At 55.4% G+C, this 22,887-nt stretch carries 20 protein-coding genes; 2 read left to right on the top strand and 18 right to left on the bottom strand.

What is annotated here, in order from left to right; genetic code table 11:
- Nucleotides 1-143 precede the first annotated feature (143 nt).
- From ACR0AH_RS15465 to ACR0AH_RS15430, 8 genes are all read right to left on the bottom strand, one after another.
- A complete protein-coding gene (locus ACR0AH_RS15465; protein WP_480592618.1) occupies nucleotides 144-1,565 on the bottom strand; it encodes an AMP-binding protein in 1,422 nt (473 codons plus the stop codon).
- Nucleotides 1,558-2,403 carry a hypothetical protein gene (locus ACR0AH_RS15460; protein ID WP_480592616.1) on the bottom strand — a complete coding sequence of 282 codons (846 nt, stop codon included), beginning with the start codon at nucleotides 2,401-2,403 and terminating at the stop codon, nucleotides 1,558-1,560. Before ACR0AH_RS15460 ends, ACR0AH_RS15465 begins: the two co-directional genes overlap by 8 nt.
- The gene (locus ACR0AH_RS15455; RefSeq protein ID WP_480592615.1) at nucleotides 2,400-3,731 is read right to left on the bottom strand and encodes a hypothetical protein; all 1,332 of its coding nucleotides are present in this window, start codon (nucleotides 3,729-3,731) and stop codon (nucleotides 2,400-2,402) included. Before ACR0AH_RS15455 ends, ACR0AH_RS15460 begins: the two co-directional genes overlap by 4 nt.
- A complete protein-coding gene (locus ACR0AH_RS15450; RefSeq protein ID WP_480592614.1) occupies nucleotides 3,728-4,828 on the bottom strand; it encodes a BtaA family protein in 1,101 nt (366 codons plus the stop codon). Before ACR0AH_RS15450 ends, ACR0AH_RS15455 begins: the two co-directional genes overlap by 4 nt.
- The gene (locus ACR0AH_RS15445) at nucleotides 4,821-7,277 is read right to left on the bottom strand and encodes a PEP/pyruvate-binding domain-containing protein (RefSeq protein ID WP_480592613.1); all 2,457 of its coding nucleotides are present in this window, start codon (nucleotides 7,275-7,277) and stop codon (nucleotides 4,821-4,823) included. Before ACR0AH_RS15445 ends, ACR0AH_RS15450 begins: the two co-directional genes overlap by 8 nt.
- Nucleotides 7,274-8,185, bottom strand: a complete 912-nt coding sequence (locus ACR0AH_RS15440) for a UbiA family prenyltransferase (protein ID WP_170733692.1) — start codon at nucleotides 8,183-8,185, stop codon at nucleotides 7,274-7,276. The genes ACR0AH_RS15445 and ACR0AH_RS15440 overlap by 4 nt, the downstream gene beginning before the upstream one ends.
- Entirely contained in the window at nucleotides 8,182-9,420 is a 1,239-nt protein-coding gene (locus tag ACR0AH_RS15435) for a hydroxymethylglutaryl-CoA reductase (RefSeq protein ID WP_480444234.1), read from the bottom strand. The genes ACR0AH_RS15440 and ACR0AH_RS15435 overlap by 4 nt, the downstream gene beginning before the upstream one ends.
- 425 nt (nucleotides 9,421-9,845) lie before the next feature.
- Nucleotides 9,846-10,526: a TetR/AcrR family transcriptional regulator gene (locus tag ACR0AH_RS15430; protein ID WP_480592610.1), complete on the bottom strand. Its 681-nt coding sequence runs from the start codon at nucleotides 10,524-10,526 to the stop codon at nucleotides 9,846-9,848.
- Between the two features lie 29 nt (nucleotides 10,527-10,555).
- Between ACR0AH_RS15430 and ACR0AH_RS15425 the strand changes: the two genes are divergently transcribed.
- Nucleotides 10,556-11,500: an alpha/beta hydrolase gene (locus tag ACR0AH_RS15425; RefSeq protein ID WP_480592609.1), complete on the top strand. Its 945-nt coding sequence runs from the start codon at nucleotides 10,556-10,558 to the stop codon at nucleotides 11,498-11,500.
- An 89-nt stretch (nucleotides 11,501-11,589) separates the two neighbouring features.
- Here ACR0AH_RS15425 and ACR0AH_RS15420 read toward each other — a convergent pair whose 3' ends face one another.
- A complete protein-coding gene (locus ACR0AH_RS15420) occupies nucleotides 11,590-11,919 on the bottom strand; it encodes a hypothetical protein (RefSeq protein WP_480592607.1) in 330 nt (109 codons plus the stop codon).
- 101 nt (nucleotides 11,920-12,020) lie between these two features.
- Between ACR0AH_RS15420 and ACR0AH_RS15415 the strand changes: the two genes are divergently transcribed.
- Nucleotides 12,021-13,118 carry a GlxA family transcriptional regulator gene (locus ACR0AH_RS15415; protein ID WP_480439367.1) on the top strand — a complete coding sequence of 366 codons (1,098 nt, stop codon included), beginning with the start codon at nucleotides 12,021-12,023 and terminating at the stop codon, nucleotides 13,116-13,118.
- On the opposite strand, the gene ACR0AH_RS15410 is transcribed toward ACR0AH_RS15415, so the two are convergent.
- The 9 genes from ACR0AH_RS15410 to ACR0AH_RS15370 form a co-directional block, all read right to left on the bottom strand.
- A complete protein-coding gene (locus tag ACR0AH_RS15410) occupies nucleotides 13,096-14,028 on the bottom strand; it encodes a 3-hydroxyacyl-CoA dehydrogenase NAD-binding domain-containing protein (RefSeq protein ID WP_480592605.1) in 933 nt (310 codons plus the stop codon). The genes ACR0AH_RS15415 and ACR0AH_RS15410 overlap by 23 nt on opposite strands.
- Complete coding sequence (locus ACR0AH_RS15405) at nucleotides 14,028-14,768, bottom strand: SDR family NAD(P)-dependent oxidoreductase (RefSeq protein WP_480592603.1); 741 nt, start codon at nucleotides 14,766-14,768, stop codon at nucleotides 14,028-14,030. Before ACR0AH_RS15405 ends, ACR0AH_RS15410 begins: the two co-directional genes overlap by 1 nt.
- Entirely contained in the window at nucleotides 14,768-16,186 is a 1,419-nt protein-coding gene (locus ACR0AH_RS15400; protein WP_480592601.1) for an aminobutyraldehyde dehydrogenase, read from the bottom strand. The genes ACR0AH_RS15405 and ACR0AH_RS15400 overlap by 1 nt, the downstream gene beginning before the upstream one ends.
- Before the next feature lie 10 nt (nucleotides 16,187-16,196).
- The gene (gene kce / locus ACR0AH_RS15395) at nucleotides 16,197-17,129 is read right to left on the bottom strand and encodes a 3,5-dioxohexanoate:acetyl-CoA acetone transferase (RefSeq protein ID WP_480592599.1); all 933 of its coding nucleotides are present in this window, start codon (nucleotides 17,127-17,129) and stop codon (nucleotides 16,197-16,199) included.
- On the bottom strand, nucleotides 17,129-17,896 hold the full coding sequence (locus tag ACR0AH_RS15390) for an SDR family NAD(P)-dependent oxidoreductase (RefSeq protein WP_480592597.1): 768 nt from the start codon (nucleotides 17,894-17,896) through the stop codon (nucleotides 17,129-17,131). The genes kce and ACR0AH_RS15390 overlap by 1 nt, the downstream gene beginning before the upstream one ends.
- Before the next feature lie 32 nt (nucleotides 17,897-17,928).
- On the bottom strand, nucleotides 17,929-19,455 hold the full coding sequence (gene betC / locus ACR0AH_RS15385; protein ID WP_170776218.1) for a choline-sulfatase: 1,527 nt from the start codon (nucleotides 19,453-19,455) through the stop codon (nucleotides 17,929-17,931).
- Nucleotides 19,452-20,573 (bottom strand): ring-hydroxylating oxygenase subunit alpha, encoded by a 1,122-nt coding sequence (locus ACR0AH_RS15380; RefSeq protein ID WP_170733699.1) that lies wholly within the window; start codon nucleotides 20,571-20,573, stop codon nucleotides 19,452-19,454. The genes betC and ACR0AH_RS15380 overlap by 4 nt, the downstream gene beginning before the upstream one ends.
- 190 nt (nucleotides 20,574-20,763) lie before the next feature.
- The gene (locus tag ACR0AH_RS15375) at nucleotides 20,764-22,074 is read right to left on the bottom strand and encodes a sensor histidine kinase (RefSeq protein ID WP_480592595.1); all 1,311 of its coding nucleotides are present in this window, start codon (nucleotides 22,072-22,074) and stop codon (nucleotides 20,764-20,766) included.
- Nucleotides 22,075-22,127: 53 nt separating this feature from the next.
- Nucleotides 22,128-22,796, bottom strand: a complete 669-nt coding sequence (locus ACR0AH_RS15370; RefSeq protein WP_480592593.1) for a response regulator transcription factor — start codon at nucleotides 22,794-22,796, stop codon at nucleotides 22,128-22,130.
- Between the last annotated feature and the right edge of the window lie 91 nt (nucleotides 22,797-22,887).

Raw genomic sequence — 22,887 nt, 5'->3', positions numbered from 1 at the left:
CTGACCCCAGCCTTGAGCGGAGAATAGTTTTGATCAAGTGAAGGACTTCATATCGTACTGAGGTTAAGCTTGGCCTTTCTCCCAATTTGTATCGCAATTTGGGTAGTGGCGTGCAGGCTCAGTGGCCTACGAGCTATATTGCGTCAGGTTTCCATCATGCGTGCAAGTTTCGTACGATCGACTTTGGAGGCATGACGCTTGTCCATAGGGATGTTCTTAATCGAAATCACATTTGGAACGCCAAAACCAAGCGCAGATTTAGTCCAATCGTCGATGTGATCCGCGGAACCTTGGACGCAAAGTGTGGGGCCTGCTTTGGTATTGACGAGCGCGCATCGATCTACACCTGGCCATCTCTGTGCCGCGACTTCGATAGCAAAGGGGAAGAGCGTACCTGAAAAGAACTCAATTTCGGACCCGACGCGCCCCCATAACCATAAACGCCCGTCATCATCCAGCGCGCCAGCGTCACCGGTCCGGTGCCATATGACACCACCTTCTTCGATTTTGTTGTTCTTCGAATGGGTCGGGTCCAAATACCCGTCATTCACATGTGCGCCGGCGACCTGAATTTCATTGTCGCGGATGCGGAGCGTGATTTCGGGCACCGGGTATCCCACAAGAAGACCCCTTCCAACAGCCATGTCGCGGTGATCCTTCACCGAGATATCCGCGGCGTCGAGATGGGCAATCGGTTCAGCCTCGGTCGACCCATAAATGCACACAACCGACAGATTGTGCCGGGTTCTCAACGCCTCGACAAGATTCGGAAACACCGGACCGCCGCCGGTGAACACCGTGTGCAACGGACCGGTATCGTCGGATTGAACCAGTTTTTCACATAGCGATGGTGGGATGAGGGCCCGGGTGATCTGTTGCGTTTGGAGCCAGCTTTCCAACTGCACAGTCGACAGGCGGTCCGGCTTGCTGAACCTCCAGTTGGGTAGAACACTTGTGCGCCCGGCCGCCAGATTGATCAGGGTGAACACCGGAAAGGCCACCAGATCGCGCTCGGCCTTGCGGCTGTCGAGGAGGGGTGCGATGGCATCGTGCTGCGCCATCAGAAACGCATGTGAGCGCGGAATGGCCTTGGGCTGGCCAGTTGTACCAGAGGTAAAGGAAATAAGGGCGATATCGTCCGGTTGTACCTTTTGCGCCACCGGGTTACTGCGGTTTTTACCAGGCGTCAGCAGGGGCAGGGCCCAGAGATCCGGAACCAGAAACTTCAGCAAAGAATACGCACCCGCTGCACAGAACGCTTTTGGCTTCGTTGTTCGGGCGGCGTGGCGCAGACCGGCCAGCCCCAAGGCTGGCTCTGGTAAGACAACGGTTGCGCCAAGGGTCCAAAGCGCAGCCAGACTCGCATATAGGTCCGCGTTGACAGGCATGGCCAACAACACGCGATCACCTGACTGGATACCTTTGTCCTGCCACCGACCTGCCAAGTGCTGAGCGCGCGTGTGCAGGGTTTGAAAGGTGATCTCGCGGCCCTTGCTGTCCACTATGGCTGTCCGGTCAGGAACCCGTTTAACCGCCGCGGCGAATTGGGACAGTAGGTCAGCCATTCAGTTTCCGTCCAAGCAAAGTATAGCGCCGGAATATTGTCGCACCTTCCGCTGCACTGCGCTCGGCGGAGGTGTTGTCATCATGGATCAGCGCATGAATGGCGGTTTCGTACCCCATCCTGAGCGCCGCCTTGTGAAACCCGTGGGCCAGATGCCGTCCGGCGCCCGGTTCGAGACTTGCATAGGTCTTGAGGATTGCGGATGCCGGATTGGGGCCTTCAGCATAATTGGGAATGCCAAACAAAAACCCGGCCAATGTGCCGTCATGGCGGCGCGCAAAAAGGATCAGGTCGCGCTTCATCATCGGCACAACTGGCATATACATGGCCAGGAAATCTGCCTCGGATATCGGTTTGTAGAACGCGTTGCCGGAAAATGCGCGGGTTGACAGGTCGAAGACCTGACGAAACAGCGCCTCGGGGTCTGTTCCGTCCCACTCTTCCACCACGAACCCATCGCTTTCCGGCGGTGCTGACCCGGTTGCGGCTTGCAACGACACCCGGGCCGAAAAATACCGGCTGATCTCTGTAAATCCTGCCGACTGGAAAACCCCCGGCTCATGAAGTTTATTGGTAGGCTCCATCAGGAACGGAGCGGACCCGTCGCTATCCGAGACGAACCGGTAACTGTGCCAGGTGTCGCCCGACATTGGCCCAATAATGCGGTTGAGGCCTGCGTCTTGCACCCTCTCGATCCCTTTGCGCAGGATTTCGGCACCGGCTTCGGACGTTTTGCAGGAAAAATCGCCGAAGGTCGCGGCGCGCGCGCCTTCCCAGTTCGGACCGTTCAGATAAACGGTCAGCTTTGCATCCGCCGTTCTGATGATCTCTTTGGTCATGAAAAAACTCCGGCAAAGAACCCAGCACTTAGCGATCCAGCAACGATCCAAACGTAGTAAAGCAACGGCGGCGCGAGGGCCAATAGCGTCAGCCTGAGCACCCTATCTTTTTCGAACCAATGTGGTCGGAGCAACGGCGCAGCGACTGAACAAGCTAATGAGAACAGGACCAGTACCGTCAGCGGCTCGGCCCAGTTCGACTGTTCAGAATTCTGGGAAACAGCCCATGTCCGAATAAGAAACAGGACAGCCGCAGCAAGTGGTATCACAATAGGAATGGGACGCAGCGCCACAGCAGCGAGGCCCATAGCCAGCCCCATCGCGCTGAGCCCAAAGAAGGAAACCGCATCCCATCCCGTTGCATTTCCAGCCGCAAGCCAACCGAACCCCAAAAGCCCCAAGGCGGCTATGATATCCAGATCGGGGTACCTACTGTCACAAGGAGAAGCGGTACGCGCCCAGCCATGTGCGGCAAGAACCATGATCGGCAGTACTGTGTTCTGCAGCTTTGCGGCGGCCAGCAGCAAAAAAACCGCGACAACATAGACACGGGTCGCATGTTTGGTCAGGCCCAGTTTGGTTCCCACTACGCCGAAACTGGCAAGGGCGGCAAAGAACATGGCGGCCAACAGGGCGAGCTCTGCCAAAGAGCTGAAATAGTGGCCGTTTAGGAAAATCAACAAGCCAAGCGGCAGGAACAGGTTGTCAAACCCGCGCCAGCTTTGTGCCTCGACCAATGTGCCAAAAGCCGCAACCATAAGGCACAACATCATGATGTTAGATGGCGGGAGTTTCGATAAGAACAAGAAGCAGATGATCGCAACCAATAGCGTTACGACAAAAAACACCACGGACCCTTCTAAGCTCTTGTCGCCATCTTCTACCACGTAGCGTTTGGTTCCATACGTAGTCCCGGCAAGCGCAGCGGCTGCATCCGCCAGTGTTAGAACGGCGATTGGCAGGATGTAGAACAGCGTGTTTTCCCCGGCTAGCAGAAAGCATAGCCCAACTGCCAGGGCGAGCAGAAAGTCGCCGTAGGACGTACGATCCACACCATGCAAAGTTGCACCCAGACCCGATGAAAAACGAGGCAGGCGCAGCACCAGCATCACCAGGATTGTGGCCGCAATCAGCATGTAAACCGGCCAGCGATCGGGAAACAACCAGGGCAGCAGCAACGCAAAGAGGCCGGTGCTGACATGCATAAGCTTGCGCTGCACTTCGGGTTTCAAGCCCGCTGTATTAGCCAGATTGCGTATAATCATCATTACGCCGACCAGAGCCAGCACCGACCCCGCCGCCAGCAGAATCTGCCCAATAACAGTCACGGTTGAAACTCTTCGACGACGAAATCCGAATAGAAGAATGCCATGTCGCGGGCCTTCTGCTGTGTTTCGATGTCGGTCAGGGTTTCAACCTTGTTTCTGAATTCCGGCGGAACCCTCCGGGGTGCCATCATGTTCCAATAGACTAGTCGGGCATTTGGCTCTGCAGCGGTCAGGATCGACCCGTAAACCTGATGGAAGGTCTCGGGCGACATGTACTCGAAGATGTCGGACAGGTTGAATCCTCTGGCTTTTTCGTCGGTCGACACAAAAGCCTCAAGCGATCCAAGGCGGATGTCGAGACGATCCAACCGGGATCGGATTGTCTCATAATGCTCGGAACGCCACGCCATTGGCAGCGCGTCGCCATGATCGCCTTTGAGAATCCAGTGCAGATAGGGATTTTGCGAGGGATCGGTGGTGACTCCCGCATGACGGATGCGGCGGGCGACATGTTGGGCCGGGCTACCCTCGACATGGTCGAAAAACGCACTGTCCCGGCCCATGCGACCCATGACGAGGCGAGAGAAGAAGATGTTCAGCAAAAGACGCCATCGCACCGTGTTGAACCGTGTGTCGAAGAACGACTGTCGCTCTGCGGGCGAGCGGGGTACAAACACTGCGTCAATCGTTTGGCGTGAATGCACAAGAGGCAGTAGCCAAGTTCGAAAGATGCGAAAATAGCGCTCGAACTTGCCGACGCCACCGATGCCGTGTTTTTCGACTTCCGTGATCAGAGTCCGCCAGAAAGCGCGCGTTTCGGCATCTGTGGCTTCCAAAACCTGGTTCAGCAATGCGCCCCGTCGGGTACTTCGCCGCGAGCCGGTGAGTTCAATGAATTCGGGATGGGTCAGCACTTTATAGGCCGCGATCCTGAGCTTAAGGCAGGCGATCTGGGCCGGTGAAAGATCCAGAACGACAATGCGCGCGGGATCGAGTGTCAGCATTGCCAGCGCATTATCCCCGGCAGAGCAGATGGAGACCAATATCTTGCCCGCACAATCGCCCAAGGCGGAGGTAAGAACATCCGCGTCTTCCCACAGTTGGGCATAGCGGATATGGTCGAAATCCGCCTTTTTCTCAATCTCACTGCTACCCATCGCAGCGTTCCACCGCACCGCTTGCCCCGTCGACCCGGATCATCTCGCCATCTTCGATCCAGTTTGTGGCGCCTTTCAGGCCAACCACGCAAGGGATACCCAGTTCGCGCGCGACAATCGCAGAATGTGACAGCAGAGACCCCCGTTCGACGACGATGGCGGATGCGTTCGAGAATACGGCGATCCAGCCCGGATCGGTGTGGCGCGCCACAAGTATATCTCCGGGGTTCAAGGCCTCGGTGCGCGGGTCGCGGATCACACGCGCGGGCGCCTTGATCTGACCTGCAGAACAACCTGTGCCGTGCTTCATCCGTGCAGGGTCCACCTCGGCTTCTGCGCTCTCTGACCAGACCGGCGCGATGGCGGGGCCACGGATTTCGATGCGTTCCGGCGGGTCGGGGCGTCGGGACGAGGCTTCGTCTTCCAGTTTGCGCCGCGCAACGATGCCTTTCAGATCAGGTGACAGGCTATGACCTTCGACTGCTCCGAGAACTTCATGTGTTGTCAGGAAGAATACATCCTTTGGCGATGAAAGCAGGTCACGCGCAGCGAATTCGCGGCCGATGCCCAGAAACACGCGCCGCGCATAACCAAATATGCGCGTGCGTTCAAAGCGCAGGTTTTCTCGGTCGCGCACCCGCGCCTTGGTCCAGCCCAAAATCCATTTGGCGAAGTGCCGTTTGAGTGGGTTTGACGGAAACAGAGCCTTCCAGTCCGGTTCATCGCCGTCCTGACGCCCGGAAGGTGGACGTTCAGCGCTGGCTGCAATGGCCAGCAACAGACTGGTCGGGTCATCGCGTAACGGAACGCTTTCCAGCTTGAGCTCTTCCGTACACCGGTCGCCGAACTTCTCAAGATACGCATCAACCTCAGCTTCGATTTGCCGGTGTTCTGACAAAACCGACAGATGTGCATTGGCTTTCAAAGGAGCGGCAAGCCCTGCCTGCCGAACCAACTCTCCCATCCGGGCGATGCGTTGCGCGGGTTCCGCCGAAACGATATCACCTTGCCCGATCATGAGGTCGTTGTGCAGGGTCAACCCGGCCTCGCCCAGCCACTTTTGCAGCAGGTTGCGCGAGCCGCCAAAGGCAATCATGCACAGGAAATCGTTGATCAGCGGGGCATCCCACCGATCCAGCAGAGTGCTTTCAATGCGCCGGTATTCCGCGGCCAGTTGGGTCGCGTTAGAGGCGTTCACGTTCAGCCCCGTCTGTAATATGTCGTTCAGCCTACGGTAAAAATCACGCCGGGTCTGCGGTAGTCGGATGGCCTGCCAGATCAGACCGCCCGCAACCTTGGCCAGTTTCGCGTACTCCACGACCTTGCGCCAGCCGGTAGTGGGGGGCGGGGCAAGAGCATCCGTGACCTCAGGCGGCATCGGTACAGAAACGCCCATCATCGTTTCCATATAGTCGCGGTTCAGCGAAAACCCGGGCAAAAGCGCCAGCGCGCGATACCAGTTGATCAGATTGTAATAGGCGCGCCCGTCCACCCGCCCCAGTAAATTGTCAAACACAGTGGGGTTCAGCGCGACCGTGTGCCGGGACACGCCCAGCAGCCTAACGAAAGCGCGATATACCTGAGAATACACGTGCAGGGCAAAGGAATAAGTCAGCGGGCTGACGATGCCCGGATAGCTTTCGACGATATTGGAATTGTCGAAAATGGTAAGCGTCTGATCTTCGAGCGGGGCAGGGCGCAGGGTCGTGGTGATCGGGCGGGCCTGCAGAATATGCAGCCCTTGCGCATCAATGGCCCATTCGATGTCCTGAGGAGAAACGAATAGCACCTCGGCCTTTCGGGCTAGGGCTGCGATGGATCGCGCCTCCGTGACGGTCAAATGTGCAGGGGCGTCAGGAGCGCTTTCCGGTACGCCATCTGCATCGATGACCCAGTCTTCTCCGTCCGCTTCCCCCGACACAAGCTGCTCTGCAAGCCCGTCAATCGCTGAGATCACGACCACATCGCGCCGGCCACTGACCGGATCGGCGGAAAAGGCTACCCCGGCCGCTTTGGCATCGATCATGCGTTGCACGATGATTGCGGGGGCCTCGGCCTCGCCACCGGATTTGACCGCGCGGTAGGTTTCGACCGTTGATGAGAAACCGGATTGCCAAACCTGCTTGGCCGCCGCGATCACACTCTTGCCGGGAACATTCAGGACCGTTGCGAACTGTCCTGCATGGCTGTGGTCCACGCCATCTTCGGACTGGCCAGAACTGCGTACCGCGTAAGGCCCGGACCCGAGTGTTTCAAGCGCGGTGGACACCGCCGGTCGCAGGCCTTTTTGCGCGATCGGGCCCGATTGCCCCATACGAAACGCGTCATTTGTGATGACAAAGAATGCGGGCGGGGAAAACCCGTGCTGTGACAGATGCGACAGGGCTGCCGCTTTGCCTCCAACCACAGAGATGTCGTTGGCATCCATTTGGTCGACGATGAAAGTCATGCTACGGCTCCGATCAGGTAGGGTAGGAAACCAGCCGTGGCATAGCTGAAAAATACCCACAGACCGGAAACAGCGTCCATCCTGTTTTGTGCTTTCTCAGTGGGTGTCTGACTGTAGTGGAATACAGCAACCCCGCAGGGAACCAGCGCCAGTGTGCCGATCAGGGCGCTTGGCCAGCCAACCCCGGTGGCGCTTCCTGTGCCGGCGAGAAGCGCGTAGGATAACAGAACGCAGCCGATCCAGATACGTCCCGCCGTACGCGGACCCCATAGGGAGGAATAGGTGTCGACCCCTTCAATCTCGTTTTCGGGCGCCCACAATTTCCGCCCGATCTCAAGGACGCAGCCATTCACAAAGGACAACGCCAGGAACAGCCATAGTGAGGGTGCTGCGCCGCCTGCCGGCAGCCATTCGAGGCCAGTCAGCAATAGATCGATCAAGGGCATGATTGCCATGTGGCTTAGCAGGTACAGAACCGGCCGGGCCTTCAGCCAGGCCGGGACACCGAATTCAACTGTCATCGCAGCGAGCCAGATCCAAACCGCGCCCAACAGCCACAAAACCGACGGGTGCCAGAACCAGGAAGCCGCAAGTGCAACTGGAATGGTCAGTAAGCCCAAGCTCAAAACTTCGCCTGGTGAGACCAATCCGCGTGGGATCGGCCTGTCGGGCCGGTAACGTCGGTCATCCTCGGCGTCCTTGAACTCGTCACAGACCCGCATCTGGAAGAACAGCGCCATGGCCAGCACAAAACCGGCGGCAAAGGCAGGCCACTCGGGCAAGGGGCGGTCTGCCAGACGGGCAGACACACAAATGCTGGCCGAGGAAAACACCAGCAGCAGGGGGACGGTTTTCTTAAGCGGAAAGCGCTCGGATTGGTAAATCCAAAATCGGTTCTGAAAGCTCATCTGTGGCGGGCCAGACTCTCATGGGCGCGGGTGAAATGACCGGCAGCAATCGCGGCGACAATGGAGATTTCGCCGCATAAGCACGTGGCCGCAGCAACTTCGGCTAAAGCCGTGCCACACCCGCTGCCCCGTAGACCGAGTATGTTCAGCGCTGCTGCCTGGCTTGGCAAACCGGTTCCGCCGCCGACCGAGCCGACAAGGATATTCGGAAGCGTGACCGAGCAGAATAGATCGCCGCCCCTAGGTTCCATACGCGTGACGCCCATTGCACTTTCGGCAACGCAGGCCGCGTCCTGTCCGGTTGCGATATAGAACGCAGCCAGCCCGTTGGCATAATGCGCCTGTGCGCCAAACTGGCCAGACAAATGTGCGCCCAGATTGGCGACACGGCCATAGTCCAGCATCGCCTCGACCGTCGTTCCCAGTGTCTTTTCGACAATCTCAGCCGGAAGCGTAACCGAGGCGCTGACTTTCCGCCCGCGCCCCGTCACCAACCCCAGCGCCGAGGCCTTCTTGTCGCCCGAGAAATTACCTTCGACATACCAGTTCTCAATCGCAACAGGACAGCTATCCGTGATTGCGTGGCAAAGGGCGTCGGTGGCGATGGTCACCATGTTCTGACCTGCAGCATCACCAGTGGTATAGCGGCAAATCAGGAAAACGACGTTGGTGTCAATGAATGGCTCCAGCGATACAAGCTTGCCATGACGGGTCGTCGCTTCGGCCGCAGATTTGAGCCTGTCAACATTGGTCACCACCCAATCCACAAATTGCCCCGCTCTTAGCAGGCTATCGAACACAAAGGCCGGGGTCCGCAGCACGCCTTCGTATAAAACAGCGGTACTGATACCGCCCGACCGAGTGGCGGCGTAGGCGCCCCGGGCATAAGATGCGACCAGCGCTGCCTCGGTTGTTGCGAGGGGGACATGAAAGTCGCCGTTGGCGTTCATTCCGTTCAGGCGTAAGGGGCCAATAACCCCGACTGGAAGCTTAACCGTCCCGATGAAATTCTCGATATTGGCGCCATAGGTTTCGGCATCTTCGATAGCCGCCAAATCTGCAATTTGTGCCTGATCCTTGTCGCTGGCCGTTGGTTTCAACTTTTCCCAGAATCGTGCGACCATCTCCTTGGTCGGCTTGCGAGATGGGCGTAAGGTTGAAAACTCAGCATCGCTTGGCGCCATCTGCTGAGGTATCTGGTCAGCATCAAATCGTGCTTTTATGCGTTGAAGCATTTCCCGGACATGAAACGGAATTACCAATAGCACGCTCCAATAGATTTTCTGTGCAACGCTGTTGCAACCAAAAACCGCTGCGAGGCAAGTTATCAGTCGTTTGATCGAAATCCAGTCAAATGTTCATCGATCAAGTGTTTGATCCCAAAGGGTCTCGCATTTGTCGCAGTTGAAAGTTCCGGTAGGCCTGAGGACGATGATCTTGGCACGACACGCATCGCAAAAAGGGAGTGTAACCCTTTTGGAACTAAACGCTAAGCGTTCAAACTGGGGGTGCTTTTCAGATGCCTTGCTCTTTACCTGAGGTACAACCAGATCTCGCATCAGACATTATGACCAGCGAGCTACTCGGTTCATCACTATGCCGTCATTCACCCGGTGGGTGCAAGAACCCGCCATCCAAGATCTGTTTCGGTGATGATCGATCAAACGTCTGCTTTGTAGTGTGCCAGAAACATCGCGACGCAATCGTCCAATATATCTTTGGGCGTCGGGTTCTCGCCAAGGAAGAACTCTGGCCAGAAAAAGAAGTTTTTTACAAGCGCCAGAAGCTGGTTGGTCGCAAGAACCGGATCAGCCTTTCGGATCACGCCTGCATCCATGGCTTCGCTGATCAGCCTCGTTATTGGGTAATCATGTGTTGCTGTTTCAGTGAAGAATTGCCGGGAACGTTCAAGGTCACGGATCAATTCTGAGATGACCATCCGGTTCAATCCGATGGCGGTCTCATCGGTGATCACCCCAATGTAGCGCCACAAGGCGTTCTTCAGTTGCTCAACGAAGTCTCGATCCGGATCATAAGGCACTGGCTCCATGCTCCGGTTCTGCTCCAGCATGATCTGTGAGATCGCCTCGAAAAGGGCCTCCTTGCTCTCGAAGTGATTGTAGAGCGTGCGACTCGATACGTTGGCTTTTTTGGCGATTGAAGTGGTCTTTGCCCCCAGAAACCCCTGCTCTTTGAACTCATCGATGGCCGCATCGATAATATCTTTTCGTTTTTTTTCAGTGCGTTTCAAGATTTCTACCTCAAAAAGTAAAAAGATGTGTTTACAAGCGCCACCTCCCCACCATAAGTAAACACAACGATTTACTTTAGCAAGGCGCAAAGCTGCCTGACCCCGAAAGGACCAAGACCATGACGACCCAAAATCTCACCGCGGGCAAAAACGAAGTTACCTTCAAATCCTTTGGCGTGGATCTGGCGGGCGATCTCTACCTGCCCGAAGGCTTTGATGAGACCAAGACCTACAAGGCCATCGTGGGGGCCAGCCCGTTCCCTCAGGTCAAAGATCAGATCCCGGCTACTTACGGGCCGGAAATGGCAGCACGGGGCTTCATTTACCTCGGTTTCGATTACCTCGGCATGGGCTCGTCCCCTGCGCTGCCCGGAGAGTACAAGCAATCCCGCTACATGTTCCGGCTGATCGAAAACACCTGGGACGCCGTGTCTTACCTCGGCACTCTGCCGTTCGTTGACGAGATTTACGGTCTGGGTGTTTGCCAAGGCGGCTCGATCATCGCATCCGCCGCCGTGACCGATCACCGGATCAAGAAGATTGCCATGGTTTCCGGCATGATGGCCGCGGACGCTTTCCAGTGGACCGACCGCAACATGGTTAATCAGCAAATCGCGGCCTCGAACGCCTCGATGCAGAAGATGTATGAAACCGGCGAGCCGGATTATGTCGCACCATTTGGGCTGAATGATGAGCAAACCCGAGAAGAATTTGTTGGATCGGGTGTCAACCCGATGGCAGGAGAATCCTATGACTACTACGGGCGCGATGGAGTCAAAGGCCCGGTTGCGGTTCCGACCTATACCAACATGCATATCGGCGATCAGGGCATGCAGTCTCTGATTTCCATTGGAGAGGCTTATGCCGATAAGATCGTGCAACCGTCCCTGACAATTTACAGCAGCACGGCCTTTACAGCGCCGTGCTCCACCCAATTTGTCGCGAAGTTGACGAATGAACATGAGGAGTTGGCTTTCGATGAATTCAGCCACGTGGACTTTTACTACAAGCCGGAGGCTGTGAAAGCGTCGACCGATGCAGTTGCTGAGTTCTTTGGCAGATAAACTGATAAGGCAGAGGTCACTACGTGACCTCTGCCATTTTGAATGATGAATTTCGGGATTGCTTGGCCGGTTCCGAAAGAACCTTGACGTCACCGCATGTGCTTGTCGAAAAACTCAATCGTTGTTTCAGGATGTTCACCGAAGAAATTGTATCCAATGAAGCGTCGCGTATCGCCGTTTTCAATCCAGTGTAGCTTCTTTTCTTCACCCGGAATCAGGTCAAAAGTGGTCTGAACGTCTCCGGGGATCGTCCAGGCATCATCTTTGTTCTGCACAATGTACGTCGGCATGGTGACGTTTTTGGCGTGAAGATGAGGGGTCATTTTGTCCAAGGGCAAGCCTCTAATCTTTTCAATCTCTTCGGCCAGAACGTTATGAAACGCAGCCAGCCCCATCGCGTCCATCGATACCTTTGACATGACATTGATGGACGCGGGTTGCGTGCAAACAAACGCTTTCACGTCATCAATGTATTTGAGGCATTCCGTTATGGTGTGCATCACGACACTGAGCCCATGAATTGGTAACTTTTGCACTCCTGCGAAACACAATTGACAATTTTGGACTCCATTTTACAGAATCGGCCATGATCCATCCAATTGATCGCAAGCTAGATATCGTTGTCCTGGTGAGTCCGCATTTCAATGTTTCGGCGACTACGTCTTTCGTGGATCCTTTCAGAATAGCCAATTACCTGACAGGTTCGGCTCGATTTTCTTGGACCTATGTCTCGGACCTCGGTGGACCAGTCGAGTCTAGCAGCGGCCTAGTCGTTGATACTGCCCCATTGGCGGCCGTGACGGGGCGCAAGCCCTGGTTGGTTCTGGTGAGTACAAGTTGGTCACCTGAACGTCACGGAACATCTCAGTTTAAGGTGGCCCTTCAGAAGTGGGAGGCGTGCGGAGCAATCGTTGGCGGCTTGGATACTGGTGCGATTGTTCTTGCGGCTGCTGGACTGCTTAAAGGCAAGACAGCGACGGTTCACTATGAGCACATCGATGCCTTTGCTGAAATGGCCCATGATACCACAGTGTCAGAGAACATGATTGTTATGGATGGAAAGATGTTCACTTGTTGCGGGGGTTCCGCAGCGACCGATCTGGGTTTGCGGTTTGTGCATTCTGTCGATGGTGAGAGTATCGCCAATGCATCTGCGCGATATCTTTTTCATCACAATGTACGCGGTGAGGGCCAATCACAGAACCCCAAAGACGTGGAGCCACTGGGGTATGTCACCTCTGGGGTGGTAAGGGACGCAATCGACTTGATGGAGGCACATTTGGAAGCCACTTTGTCGATCCCTGAAATATCAGCGAGGTTGAAGATTTCGCAACGACAACTTAGCAGATTGTTTCAGCAATATGTCCAGAAGTCGCCGATCGAGTACTACCGTGACATACGCCTTGATCGCGCGCGTGGACTAGTAACCCAAACAGAGTTGAAATTCAGCGAGATTGCAGAAGCATCAGGATTTAACGGGCAAGTTCATTTCAGCCGGGCATATCGAAGCCGTTTTGGCCTCACACCAACTGCAGACCGTATTGAAGGCCGTACTCCATTCGAGTTCCGCGCGTGGCCAATGTTCAAGCCTGATATTAAGTCCGAAGGTGTTGGGTAGCTTTTTGCATCGCCGTAAGCAGCTTGTCGCGTTGCGCTGATAACTCTTCGGTACTTTGCCCCTGAGTTTGATCGTTAATGCCATCGACCAGTTTATTGATGACATCCTCATCAAGACGAGGGTTGCCCAGGTCATCCCACCAGCCATTGAATGTATCCTTGAAATGGTCACAGAAGGCCCGCAGACCGCCGTCGCCTGCACCCAGGTGGAAAAGCGTCGTCGGACCCATCGCGGCCCACCGCAATCCGGGGCCGGCCCACATCGCTTTATCGATGTCTTCGACACTGGCAACGCCTTCAATCGCCATATGGACGGCCTCGCGCCATACTGCAGCTTGTAAGCGGTTTGCGACGTGTCCGGGCATGCCCTTCTTGATCCGGATCGTGACTTTGCCCAGGTCTTCGTAGAACGTCTCTGTTCGGTTCAGAACATCTGAACCGGTGGCGTCGTTCGCCGTCAACTCGACCAGCGGAATGAGATGTGGCGGGTTGAACGGATGACCTAAGATGAGCTTACTCGGATCGCGCCATCCCTGTTGGAGAGCCTCGAGTGTTAGGCCGGATGTTGAGCTTGAAACTATTGCATCAGCGCTCAACTCTGGCTCAACTTCCGCATAGGTGGAATGTTTGATCGGCAACCGCTCCGGCACATTCTCCTGAATGAACTGCGCGTTTCGCACGGCCTCAGCTGCGGTCGGTGCAAAGGTGATCGCATCTCGGGTGGCGTGGCCAACTTGGCCCAATTCTTCCAACGCAGGCCACGCCTTTTCAATGTATTTACGGACGGATGCCTCAGCGTTCGGATCGGGATCAAATACGGTCACACTGCGACCCGACGCGAGAAACAGCGCTGCCCAGCTTGCCCCGATGACACCGGCTCCGAGAATGGCGGTTCTTTCGATTTCCGACATCAGAACAGTCCCGGATTCAGGGGGGATGCCGCAGTCATACCACCGTCTACAGTGAACAGTTGGCCAGTCGCAAAAGACGACTCGTCAGAAGCTAGCCAAACAGCCATCCCAGCAATGTCTGCGGGCTTACCAAAGCGTTTGACCGCATGGCGTGCCAGCGCGTCTGATCTAGCCTTTTCTGGGTCATGGGCGAGTTCGAATGCTGCGTCCAGCATGCCCGTCTCAATCCATCCCGGGCAGATTGCATTGCAGCGCACCGCAGGTCCATGGTCCACCGCGATAGAGCGTGTAAGCCCATGCACAAAGGCTTTTGAAGCATTGTAGAGCGCCATCGATGGGTCAGCGGCATTGCCCGAGATCGAACCAATGTTGATGATCGAACCACCCTGAGACATTTTCGGAATAAAGGCGCGGCAACAGTTAAAAACGCCTCGTGCGTTTACTCCCATCACCAAATCCCAATCCGCGTCTGTGCTTTCGGTCACTGTTTTTTCGACCTGAACGCCGGCGTTGTTTACCAGGATATCTACCAGGCCGATTGTTCGGGCAGTACGTGCAACCGCTTCGGGATTGGATACATCCAGCGTGTACCAGGTTACTTGATCCGGTAGAGCATCTGGTTGAGGGCCGCGCCCGCAGGTGGCGACAGCCGCACCTTCGGCTGCGAAGGCCTCAACGATGCCGCGACCAATGCCCTGTTTGCCGCCTGTAACAAAGGCGCGTTTCCCCGCTAACCGCATCAATGTGCCACCATAACGTGACGGACTGCGGTGTAAGCATCCAGCGCATAGACAGACATATCGCTGCCCGTGCCCGAGCCCTTCATCGCGGCCCATGGCATCTCGGGGGTCGCAACCCCATGCGTGTTTACCCAGGTGAATCCATAGCGCAACTTGGACGTCATTTGCATTGCTCTCCCAACATCTCGTGTCCAGACCGATGAGGCCAACCCGTAAGGTCCGTTGTTGGCGATCTTCAACGCATGTTCTGCCTCAGAAAACCGAGAGACAGTTACAACGGGTCCAAAAACCTCATTGCAGGCAATCTCGGCAGTGTTGTCGACATTGGCGATGACTGTCGGCTGGTAGAAAAAGCCGTCTTCTTCGCCAGACACCCCACCGGAAACGATTTCAGAGCTGCTGCGTGCGCGATCAACAAAACCCGCAACACGATCCCGCTGAGTCGCAGAAACAAGCGGACCCATTTCCGTTCCTTGAGCTTTCGGTGCACCGATCTGGATCTGGCCAACCTGATCGGCAATCGCGGCCACAAGTTTGTCGTAAACACTGTCTGCAACCATCACGCGGCATGGCTGTGCGCAGTCCTGACCGGCATTGAAGTAGCTGCCATATCGGATCGTCTCGGCCACAGCATCGAGATCAGCATCATCAAAGACAATGACTGGCGCCTTGCCGCCCAATTCCAGATGAACGTGTCTAATTTTCTGGGAAGCAGCCCGCATTGCAGCCATGCCTGTCGCCGGAGAACCCGTAACACTGATCCCTTCCATCTGTGGGCTGTTCATCAGGGTATTTCCCACGCCGAGCCCGCGACCATGGATCACGTTTAGCACGCCTTTTGGCAGAACATCTTGTAACAATTCTGCAAGTCGCAGAGTAGATAGGGGCGTTATCTCGGACGGTTTCAACACAATGGAACATCCTGCCGCAATTGGTGCGGCAATCTTCCAGGACGCCATCATCAGCGGATAGTTCCAAGGCGCTATGGCCGCTACGGGACCAATTGGATCACGCCGGATCATCGAGGTATGACCCGCAACATATTCGCCAGCAGCAGATCCCATCATGGTTCGCGCAGCACCAGCGAAAAAGCGAAAGACATCAATCGTCAGCGGCATCTCGTCATCATGAGCGGATGGCCAAGGCTTTCCCACATCCAGGCTTTCAAGTTCTGCCAACTCCTGGCTGTTCGCCTCGATAACATCAGCTATGTGAAGCAACATCGCGGCTCGTTCTGCAGGGGGCGAGGTTGAAAAAGCTTCAAATGCCTCTGTCGAGCCGCGCACGGCCGCCTCGATCTGTGCATCGCTGGCCTCTTTTACTTCGCCTATAGTCTCGCCTGTTGCAGGGTTCAGGATGTGCAAGGCTTCTCCGGTACCTTCCACCATTTCACCGTTGATCAACATTTTGGTCTGCATATGCGTCTCCTTAGAACCCAACCTGATCGCCGCCCTTAAGTGCAAGCCGCACGCGCGCCTCAGCTGGGGTCGCGACCGTTAGGCCAAGGTTTTCAATAATTGATCGGATGCGCGTGACCTGCTCCGCGTTAGATCTGGCCAACTCACCTTTGCCGATGAACAGGCTGTCTTCGAGACCCACCCGAAGGTTTCCGCCGCGCAATGCGCTTTGGGTTGCAAAAGGCATTTGGTGACGGCCAGCGGCAAGGACAGACCATTCGTAGTTCTCTGCCCCGAACAGCTTGTCCGCTGTGTTGTGCATGTGGGTTAGATGGTCTGCATCCGCGCCAACTCCACCCAAGATGCCGAACACCATCTGAATGAAAAAAGGCGGTTTGATCAGGCCTTGATCCACGAACCATTTGACGTTGTAGAGATGGCCAAGATCATAGCATTCGAACTCGAACTTGGTGCCATGATCACCACCAAGTTTTTCAATGGCGTAACGAATTGTTTTGAAGGTGTTGGGAAAGATGAAGTCCTCTGTCATCTCCAGGAATGGCTGTTCCCATTCGTGCTGAAACTCGGTGTATTTCTGCAGCATCGGAAAGATGCCAAAGTTCATAGAACCCATGTTGAGAGATGCCATCTCTGGGCTAGTCGAAGTTGCGGCCAGCAGGCGCTCATCCATCGACATACCCAAACCGCCGCCGGTAGAGACATTCATCACCACATCAGTGGACTGTTTGATCACAGGCAGGAACTGCTGAAATAGCTCGGGTCGGGGGTCGGGTTTGCCGGTCTCTGGATGCCGTGCGTGCAAGTGAATGATCGACGCGCCGGCTTGTGCCGCTTCAATACTTGCTGTCGCGATCTCGGCAGGCGTAATCGGCAGATGTGGTGACATCGACGGCGTATGGATGCCTCCTGTGGGTGCGCAGGTGATGATGACGGATTTGGGCATCAGAGCTTCATCTGCTGCACTTGTGCAGACAGCCCCCCGTCCAGAACCCACAACTGGCCAGAGGCATAGCGCGCCTCGTCCGAGGCAAGCCAGTTGACCAGATTTGCAATATCCTCGGGCGTCCCGTAGGTCCGCATTGGATGAACATCGCGCACGGCCTTTTGCAGCGTTTCAATGTTGCCACCTCCTCCGCCGGATCCATCGCCGTTGAAGAAGCTCTGCAGCATTGGAGTGTCGATATAGCCAGGGCAGATGGCATTCACCCGGATACCTTCTGGGCCATGATCGCAAGCCATTGCGCGGGTCAAAGCGTGAACTGCACCCTTGGTCGCGCAATAGGCCGCAAGCCCAGGGTCTGCGATGAACCCGTCGTAGGAGCCAAAATTGATAAGGCTTGCGCTATTCCCTGTCTTCGCCGCTTCGCGCATCAATGGGATGGCGTATTTCGAGGTCAGGAACGTGCCCGTGGAATTAACCGCAAAGCTTTGATTCCATTCCTCCAACGTGGTCTCTTCAACCGTTTTTTCGATCTCGATCCCCGCCGCGTTCACTAGGATGTCCAACTTTCCGTGTGCGGCGCGCACATGATCCATCGCCGCAACCGAGTCTGCTTCTTGAGTCACATCCAGCTTAACAAAATGACTGCCATCATCATTGTGCTGATCTAACGACCCTTCCGGTGTGAGGTCAGCGGCAAATACCGTTGCGCCTTCTCTTAGAAACCGAGCGACAATCGCGCGCCCGATTCCACCGCGGGCACCAGTCACGAGAGCAACTTTTCCGTTCAGCATCATTGGTTTCAATCCTTCAATGGCGGATAGCGGTAGCGGCGTGCAGCCACTGTCCAATCCAAATTGTTGCGTACATACTGCTGACTTGCATCGGACGGCGGGTTGTAGTCCCAAGGCTCGCTGGCACCGGCCTCCATCGCGGCATGTAATGCACGGCGCGATTTTTGCGTGGCGATTATCTTCTTTCGCAAAGCACTGCCGTCCCAACGCTCGACGACTTCAGCTGCAAAACGAGTTTTCGCGTCAGAGTAGCTTGGGTCCGAAGCTAAATTCTTCGTTTCCATCGGGTCAGCACTCAGGTCATAGAGCTGCGGTGGGTCGCTATCACAATGAATATATTTTAAGGGCCCGCGCCGGATCATGATCACAGGATAGCCCGTCATCTCGGCACAGTATTCTCCGATCGCCTCATCAACTGGATCATCTTCACCCCGAGCCAGAGGCATAAGGCTACGACCGTCGATCGGCTCTCCGATCATCGCCTCATCACCGCCACCGAGGTCGATAAATGTCGGCAACAGATCGACCAGTGACACTGCATTCTGCGCCGTTCCAATCGCAATGCCCGGCCCGGCCATGACTAACGGAACTCGCGCGGAGTGCTCAAAGAAGTTCATTTTGTACCACAGCCCACGTTCACCCAGCATGTCGCCATGGTCGGCTGTGACAATCACAATGGTGCTGTCCAACTCGCCCGTTTCTTCGAGGGTTTGAACCAGCTCTCCGATTTTGCTGTCGAAGTAACTGACGTTCGCCAGGTAGGCATGGCGCGCGCGCAGGATTTCTTCCTCGGTCAGTGGCACATAAGACGCTTCGATCCCATCCAATAAACGTCGTGAAAAGGGGTCTTGATCCTCCAACGCGGGCACAAACGCGGGCAAGTCAATTTCATCATCCGCATACAGGTTCCACCATTCTGGTCGGGCTACATATGGATCGTGCGGGTGAATGAAGCTTGCAACCATCGCAAAAGGCGCGTCATTGCCAAGCGCTTTGTCTCGGGCCGCATCGAACAGCCAGCGTTTGGCAGCAAAACCGACCTCGTCGTCATAGTCGATCTGGAAAGTCGCGTGGGCAACGCCGCTTTCCTTGACCGTTTGCATGTTGTGATACCACTTGTCGATCCGCTCGTCCGGGGCCTCCCAATCCGGGGTCCACGCGAAATCAGCAGGATAGATGTCGGTTGTCACACGATCCTCAAATCCATGCATCTGATCCGGCCCGACAAAGTGCATCTTGCCTGCCAAACATGTACGATAGCCCAGCGATTTCAGATAATGCGCAAATGTCGGCACCGAAGCCTTGAACTCGGATGCATTGTCGTAAGCTGCGATGCGACTGATGTGCTGACCCGACATAAAGGAAAACCGTGAAGGCGCACAGAGAGGGGAATTGCAGTAAGCTGCATCGAAGCGCCTGCCGCGCGCGGCCAACGCGTCAAGATGTGGCGTCTTGGCGACCTTATGCCCGTACGCCCCTGTGAAATGCGGAGCCAATTGGTCCGCCATGACCACAAGGATGTTTGGCCGCGTCACGTGGCACCTTTTGCGTAAGCGTCCAAGACTAAGCCATGGAAGTGATGAACGGCGTGCTCGGACTTGCCGGACCCGTCCGGGTCATTGACGATCCGACCTTGGGTGAACGCAGGTGTATTCATCCCGCGCTGCACACTTTCGACAAGGCTGATATCTTCGACCTGAAGAACTTCGTCCAGATAGCGAATTGCGTCCAACTCCATCGGGTCGGGTTCCGGCGTCTCAAGGAAGAAGTCGTAAGTTTCAAGCGTCCGATCTGGCCCAACAGGTATGATGTTCAACACGATCATGCTGGACCGTCCGGGATATCGCATCAGGCAAGTGGTGGGATAGAGCCACCAAACCGCGTGAGTTTTCACCGTGGCGTTCGAGACGTCATAGGCGGTATTTGGACTGTTGCCTGCGTCAGCCATATGGCTGGAGTAGATGCCGTAGGTTGTAACCTTGTAGGTATCCATATCCACGAGGTCACAAAAATCCTTATGGGCCGTAGGGCAATGATAGCACTCAAGGAAATTGTCCACGACGTTCTTCCAATTCGACTTGATGTCGTAGGTCAGACGGTGGCCAAAAGTGAGTTGATCCACATCCGGTGCCCAATGGCGCACCTCGGTTTCCAGGTTTCCGGATTGCTCTGACAAAGAGGCAGCCGTCGGATCCAAATTGACAAAAACAAAGCCGCAAAATTCTTCAACCTGTACAGCATCGAGACAAATCTCATCCTTGTTGAAGTCTTCGAGGTTTTCAGTATGTGGCGCACGCGCCAATTGCCCGTCAAGTTTATAGACCCAGGCATGATAGGGGCACATAATCCGTGTGGTATTGCCTTCGCCTGATAGCAGTTCATGGGCACGGTGTTTGCATACGTTGTAAAAGGCGCGAAGCTTACCCTCTTTGTCGCGCACAACCGCAATAGGTTGACCGGCAACTTCCACCGTTACAAAGGACCCCGGCTCTCGTGTTTTCTCGACATGACACACCCATTGCCAAGTTTTGGAGAGGATGGAGCGAAGGTCAGTGTCAAACCACTTGTTCTGTGTGTATGCCGCAGCCTGTAACGAGCTAGAGCGTGATGGATCGACGTGATAGCCCAAGGAAATTGTTTCTGAATCGGTCATGCTGCCCTCTCCCGTTAAACTTAAACCTATTTCAAGTGAGATTTGGGGATATGCTTAATCGGCCGCTAGTTTGATCATTTTCGACAGTTATTTGACCTGCGGGGACTCTGTTTCAATCTCTCGAGCGCCGGATTTAGTCGAGGAGCAATTCAACCCTTATAGGTGTCGGACTTGTCAAAAACGAAACAATTCAGAGGATTATCGGAAGCTCAAGCGTAACGCTCGCTCCTCTTTTGACTTGGTTGATTAAGACTGATCCTTCGTGGCGCTGCGCCACCGCAGAGACGATTGACAAACCCAGACCACTGCCTTCGGAATATTCCAGCTGGGAGAACCGACTAAATGCAGCTTCGCTTTGGTCGGGCGAAAGGCCAGCGCCGTCATCAGCGACAGTAAGCCTAACGTTTCCGCCGTCAGAACGCAGCACGACTGAAATGCGGCTCAGTTTAGCGCCACCGTGCTTAACAGCATTGTCTAACAGGTTCTTTAGAGCTTCAGTTAGAAACACCCGATCACCTGATACTATGACCGCCGTCTCGGGCATAGTGACATCAAACTCGATGCCTTTTGCAAGAATGTGAACTCCCATTTCTGCGCAGGCTTCTTCGACAACCGAGCGGAAATCAATTTCAACCATTTGACCTTGGTGCGTCGGTTGCCTGAGCCGTTCAAGTGATAGCAGTTGTTCAGCGACTGTTGCAGAGTTCTTTGCCGCTGCGACAAGCTCGATGATGCGTTTATCGCGGTCTTCATCGGTTTTCGCATCTCGAAGCGCTTCGGCCATCGACTGAACGGCGGCCGCAGGGTTCCGTAGCTGATGTGCGGCTTCGGATATGAACACCTGGTGGGCATTGATACTTTTTTCCACCTGTCCAAAGAGTCGGTTCAAGGTTTTGACGACACCTTGAACTTCGACCGGTACAGGGCGTTTGATCTCACTCAGGTCATCTGGGGAGCGCAGGTCGATTGCGTCCTGTAAATCCAGGAGGGGCCGCAGGCCGCGAGCAACTCCGAACCATACCACAAATGCAAGAGTGGCAAGTAGGATTCCCATGAGAATTCCTGCGCGGATTGACAGCTCATTTGCAAACGCGTTGCGATCCGCCATACGTTGCCAAACTGTGACCGTCGCATCTCCTATCAAATTTTCTATGGTCACACGTTCTGTCAGCTTAAGAACTCGTACCGGCTCGTCGCGATAGAGTGCTTCGAAAAACTGCGGCCTGTTCGCCTCTTGAGCAGACGGGTTCGCGGGTGCCGGAGGGTATGCATAGCCGGTCACGTAGATGCCACCCGGGCCCGTAACATGATAAAAGATCTCTCCGCCCGACGCGTCGCGGATCAAGCTGCGCGTGGTGGGCGAAAGTGCGTCACCTCCTGAAATCGCGACATCTCGTGAAATTGCAAGACCGGCAGATAGCAGGCTGTCGTCAAACAGCTCCTGAGCCGTTTCCTGGGCAATCATGAAGCGCCAAAGCCCAAGAAGGATCGCAAGCAACACCAAGGGCGTCAGGATAAGAATGAAGAGTCGTAGCCTGAGGGAGCCGTGCCTGATCACTTCTGCACCTCAAGAAGGTACCCCAGACCGCGCGCTGTCTTGATCTTAATGCCGAGATTCTGAAGGCGTTTTCGTAACCGCGACACATGAGGTTCAACAGCTGAGTCATCGACATCGGCCCCAACGCCATAGACATAATCTGTGAGTTGGCTTTTAGGAACAATTCTGCCCCGACGCTCCAACAGGCATTCAAGCACCGCTATTTCCCGTCTTGGTATATCCATGACCTCGCCCTGAACACTAACCTGACGTGCGGCGCGGTCGAATTCTAGGCCACCGATGCTCTCCCGTGCTCCGTATTCAAGCTCTTTGCGCCGAGAAAGTGCTCGGACGCGTGCTTCTAACTCGTCCATTTCGAAGGGTTTGACCAGATAGTCATCTGCGCCCATATCCAAGCCGGTCACCCGGTCGCTTGTCTCAGTTCGCGCTGTCAGCAGGATCACCGGCGCACTGTCGCCACGATCGCGCAGTGATCTCAGGATGTCCAACCCTGACCGGCCCGGTAGGTTGATATCCAGAACGATCAGATCCGCGCCTTCTTGTTGAAGGTACAGGTCAGCGGCATCCCCGTCGGTCAGTATATCTGCCGCATGACCTCGGTCACGTAGGCGATAAGCAATGGCATTGGCGAGTGGCTCATTGTCCTCGACTATTACGATCCGCATCAGGTCTCCCGCAAGTTTCGCGCAAGGTTGGCACTCCATGATTGCCAGATGGGAGGGGGAATCAACCCCACAGTTCTATTTGCGATCACGG

This window comes from Ruegeria sp. AM5 (assembly GCF_056540645.1).
The sequence above is the reverse complement of the archived record's forward strand: the minus strand, read 5'-3'. Positions and strand labels throughout refer to the sequence as shown.

Excerpts from the sequence above, each read along its gene's own strand:
- ACR0AH_RS15425 (WP_480592609.1), top strand. The coding sequence starts at position 10,556 with ATGACGACCCAAAATCTCACCGCGGGCAAAAACGAAGTTACCTTCAAA.
- ACR0AH_RS15460 (WP_480592616.1), bottom strand. The coding sequence starts at position 2,403 with ATGACCAAAGAGATCATCAGAACGGCGGATGCAAAGCTGACCGTTTAT.
- ACR0AH_RS15440 (WP_170733692.1), bottom strand. The coding sequence starts at position 8,185 with ATGAGCTTTCAGAACCGATTTTGGATTTACCAATCCGAGCGCTTTCCG.
- ACR0AH_RS15405 (WP_480592603.1), bottom strand. The coding sequence starts at position 14,768 with ATGCGGTTAGCGGGGAAACGCGCCTTTGTTACAGGCGGCAAACAGGGC.
- ACR0AH_RS15400 (WP_480592601.1), bottom strand. The coding sequence starts at position 16,186 with ATGCAGACCAAAATGTTGATCAACGGTGAAATGGTGGAAGGTACCGGA.
- ACR0AH_RS15445 (WP_480592613.1), bottom strand. The coding sequence starts at position 7,277 with ATGACTTTCATCGTCGACCAAATGGATGCCAACGACATCTCTGTGGTT.
- kce (WP_480592599.1), bottom strand. The coding sequence starts at position 17,129 with ATGCCCAAATCCGTCATCATCACCTGCGCACCCACAGGAGGCATCCAT.
- ACR0AH_RS15450 (WP_480592614.1), bottom strand. The coding sequence starts at position 4,828 with ATGGGTAGCAGTGAGATTGAGAAAAAGGCGGATTTCGACCATATCCGC.
- ACR0AH_RS15370 (WP_480592593.1), bottom strand. The coding sequence starts at position 22,796 with ATGCGGATCGTAATAGTCGAGGACAATGAGCCACTCGCCAATGCCATT.
- ACR0AH_RS15380 (WP_170733699.1), bottom strand. The coding sequence starts at position 20,573 with ATGACCGATTCAGAAACAATTTCCTTGGGCTATCACGTCGATCCATCA.
- ACR0AH_RS15420 (WP_480592607.1), bottom strand. The coding sequence starts at position 11,919 with ATGTCAAAGGTATCGATGGACGCGATGGGGCTGGCTGCGTTTCATAAC.
- ACR0AH_RS15465 (WP_480592618.1), bottom strand. The coding sequence starts at position 1,565 with ATGGCTGACCTACTGTCCCAATTCGCCGCGGCGGTTAAACGGGTTCCT.
- ACR0AH_RS15435 (WP_480444234.1), bottom strand. The coding sequence starts at position 9,420 with ATGCTTCAACGCATAAAAGCACGATTTGATGCTGACCAGATACCTCAG.
- ACR0AH_RS15410 (WP_480592605.1), bottom strand. The coding sequence starts at position 14,028 with ATGTCGGAAATCGAAAGAACCGCCATTCTCGGAGCCGGTGTCATCGGG.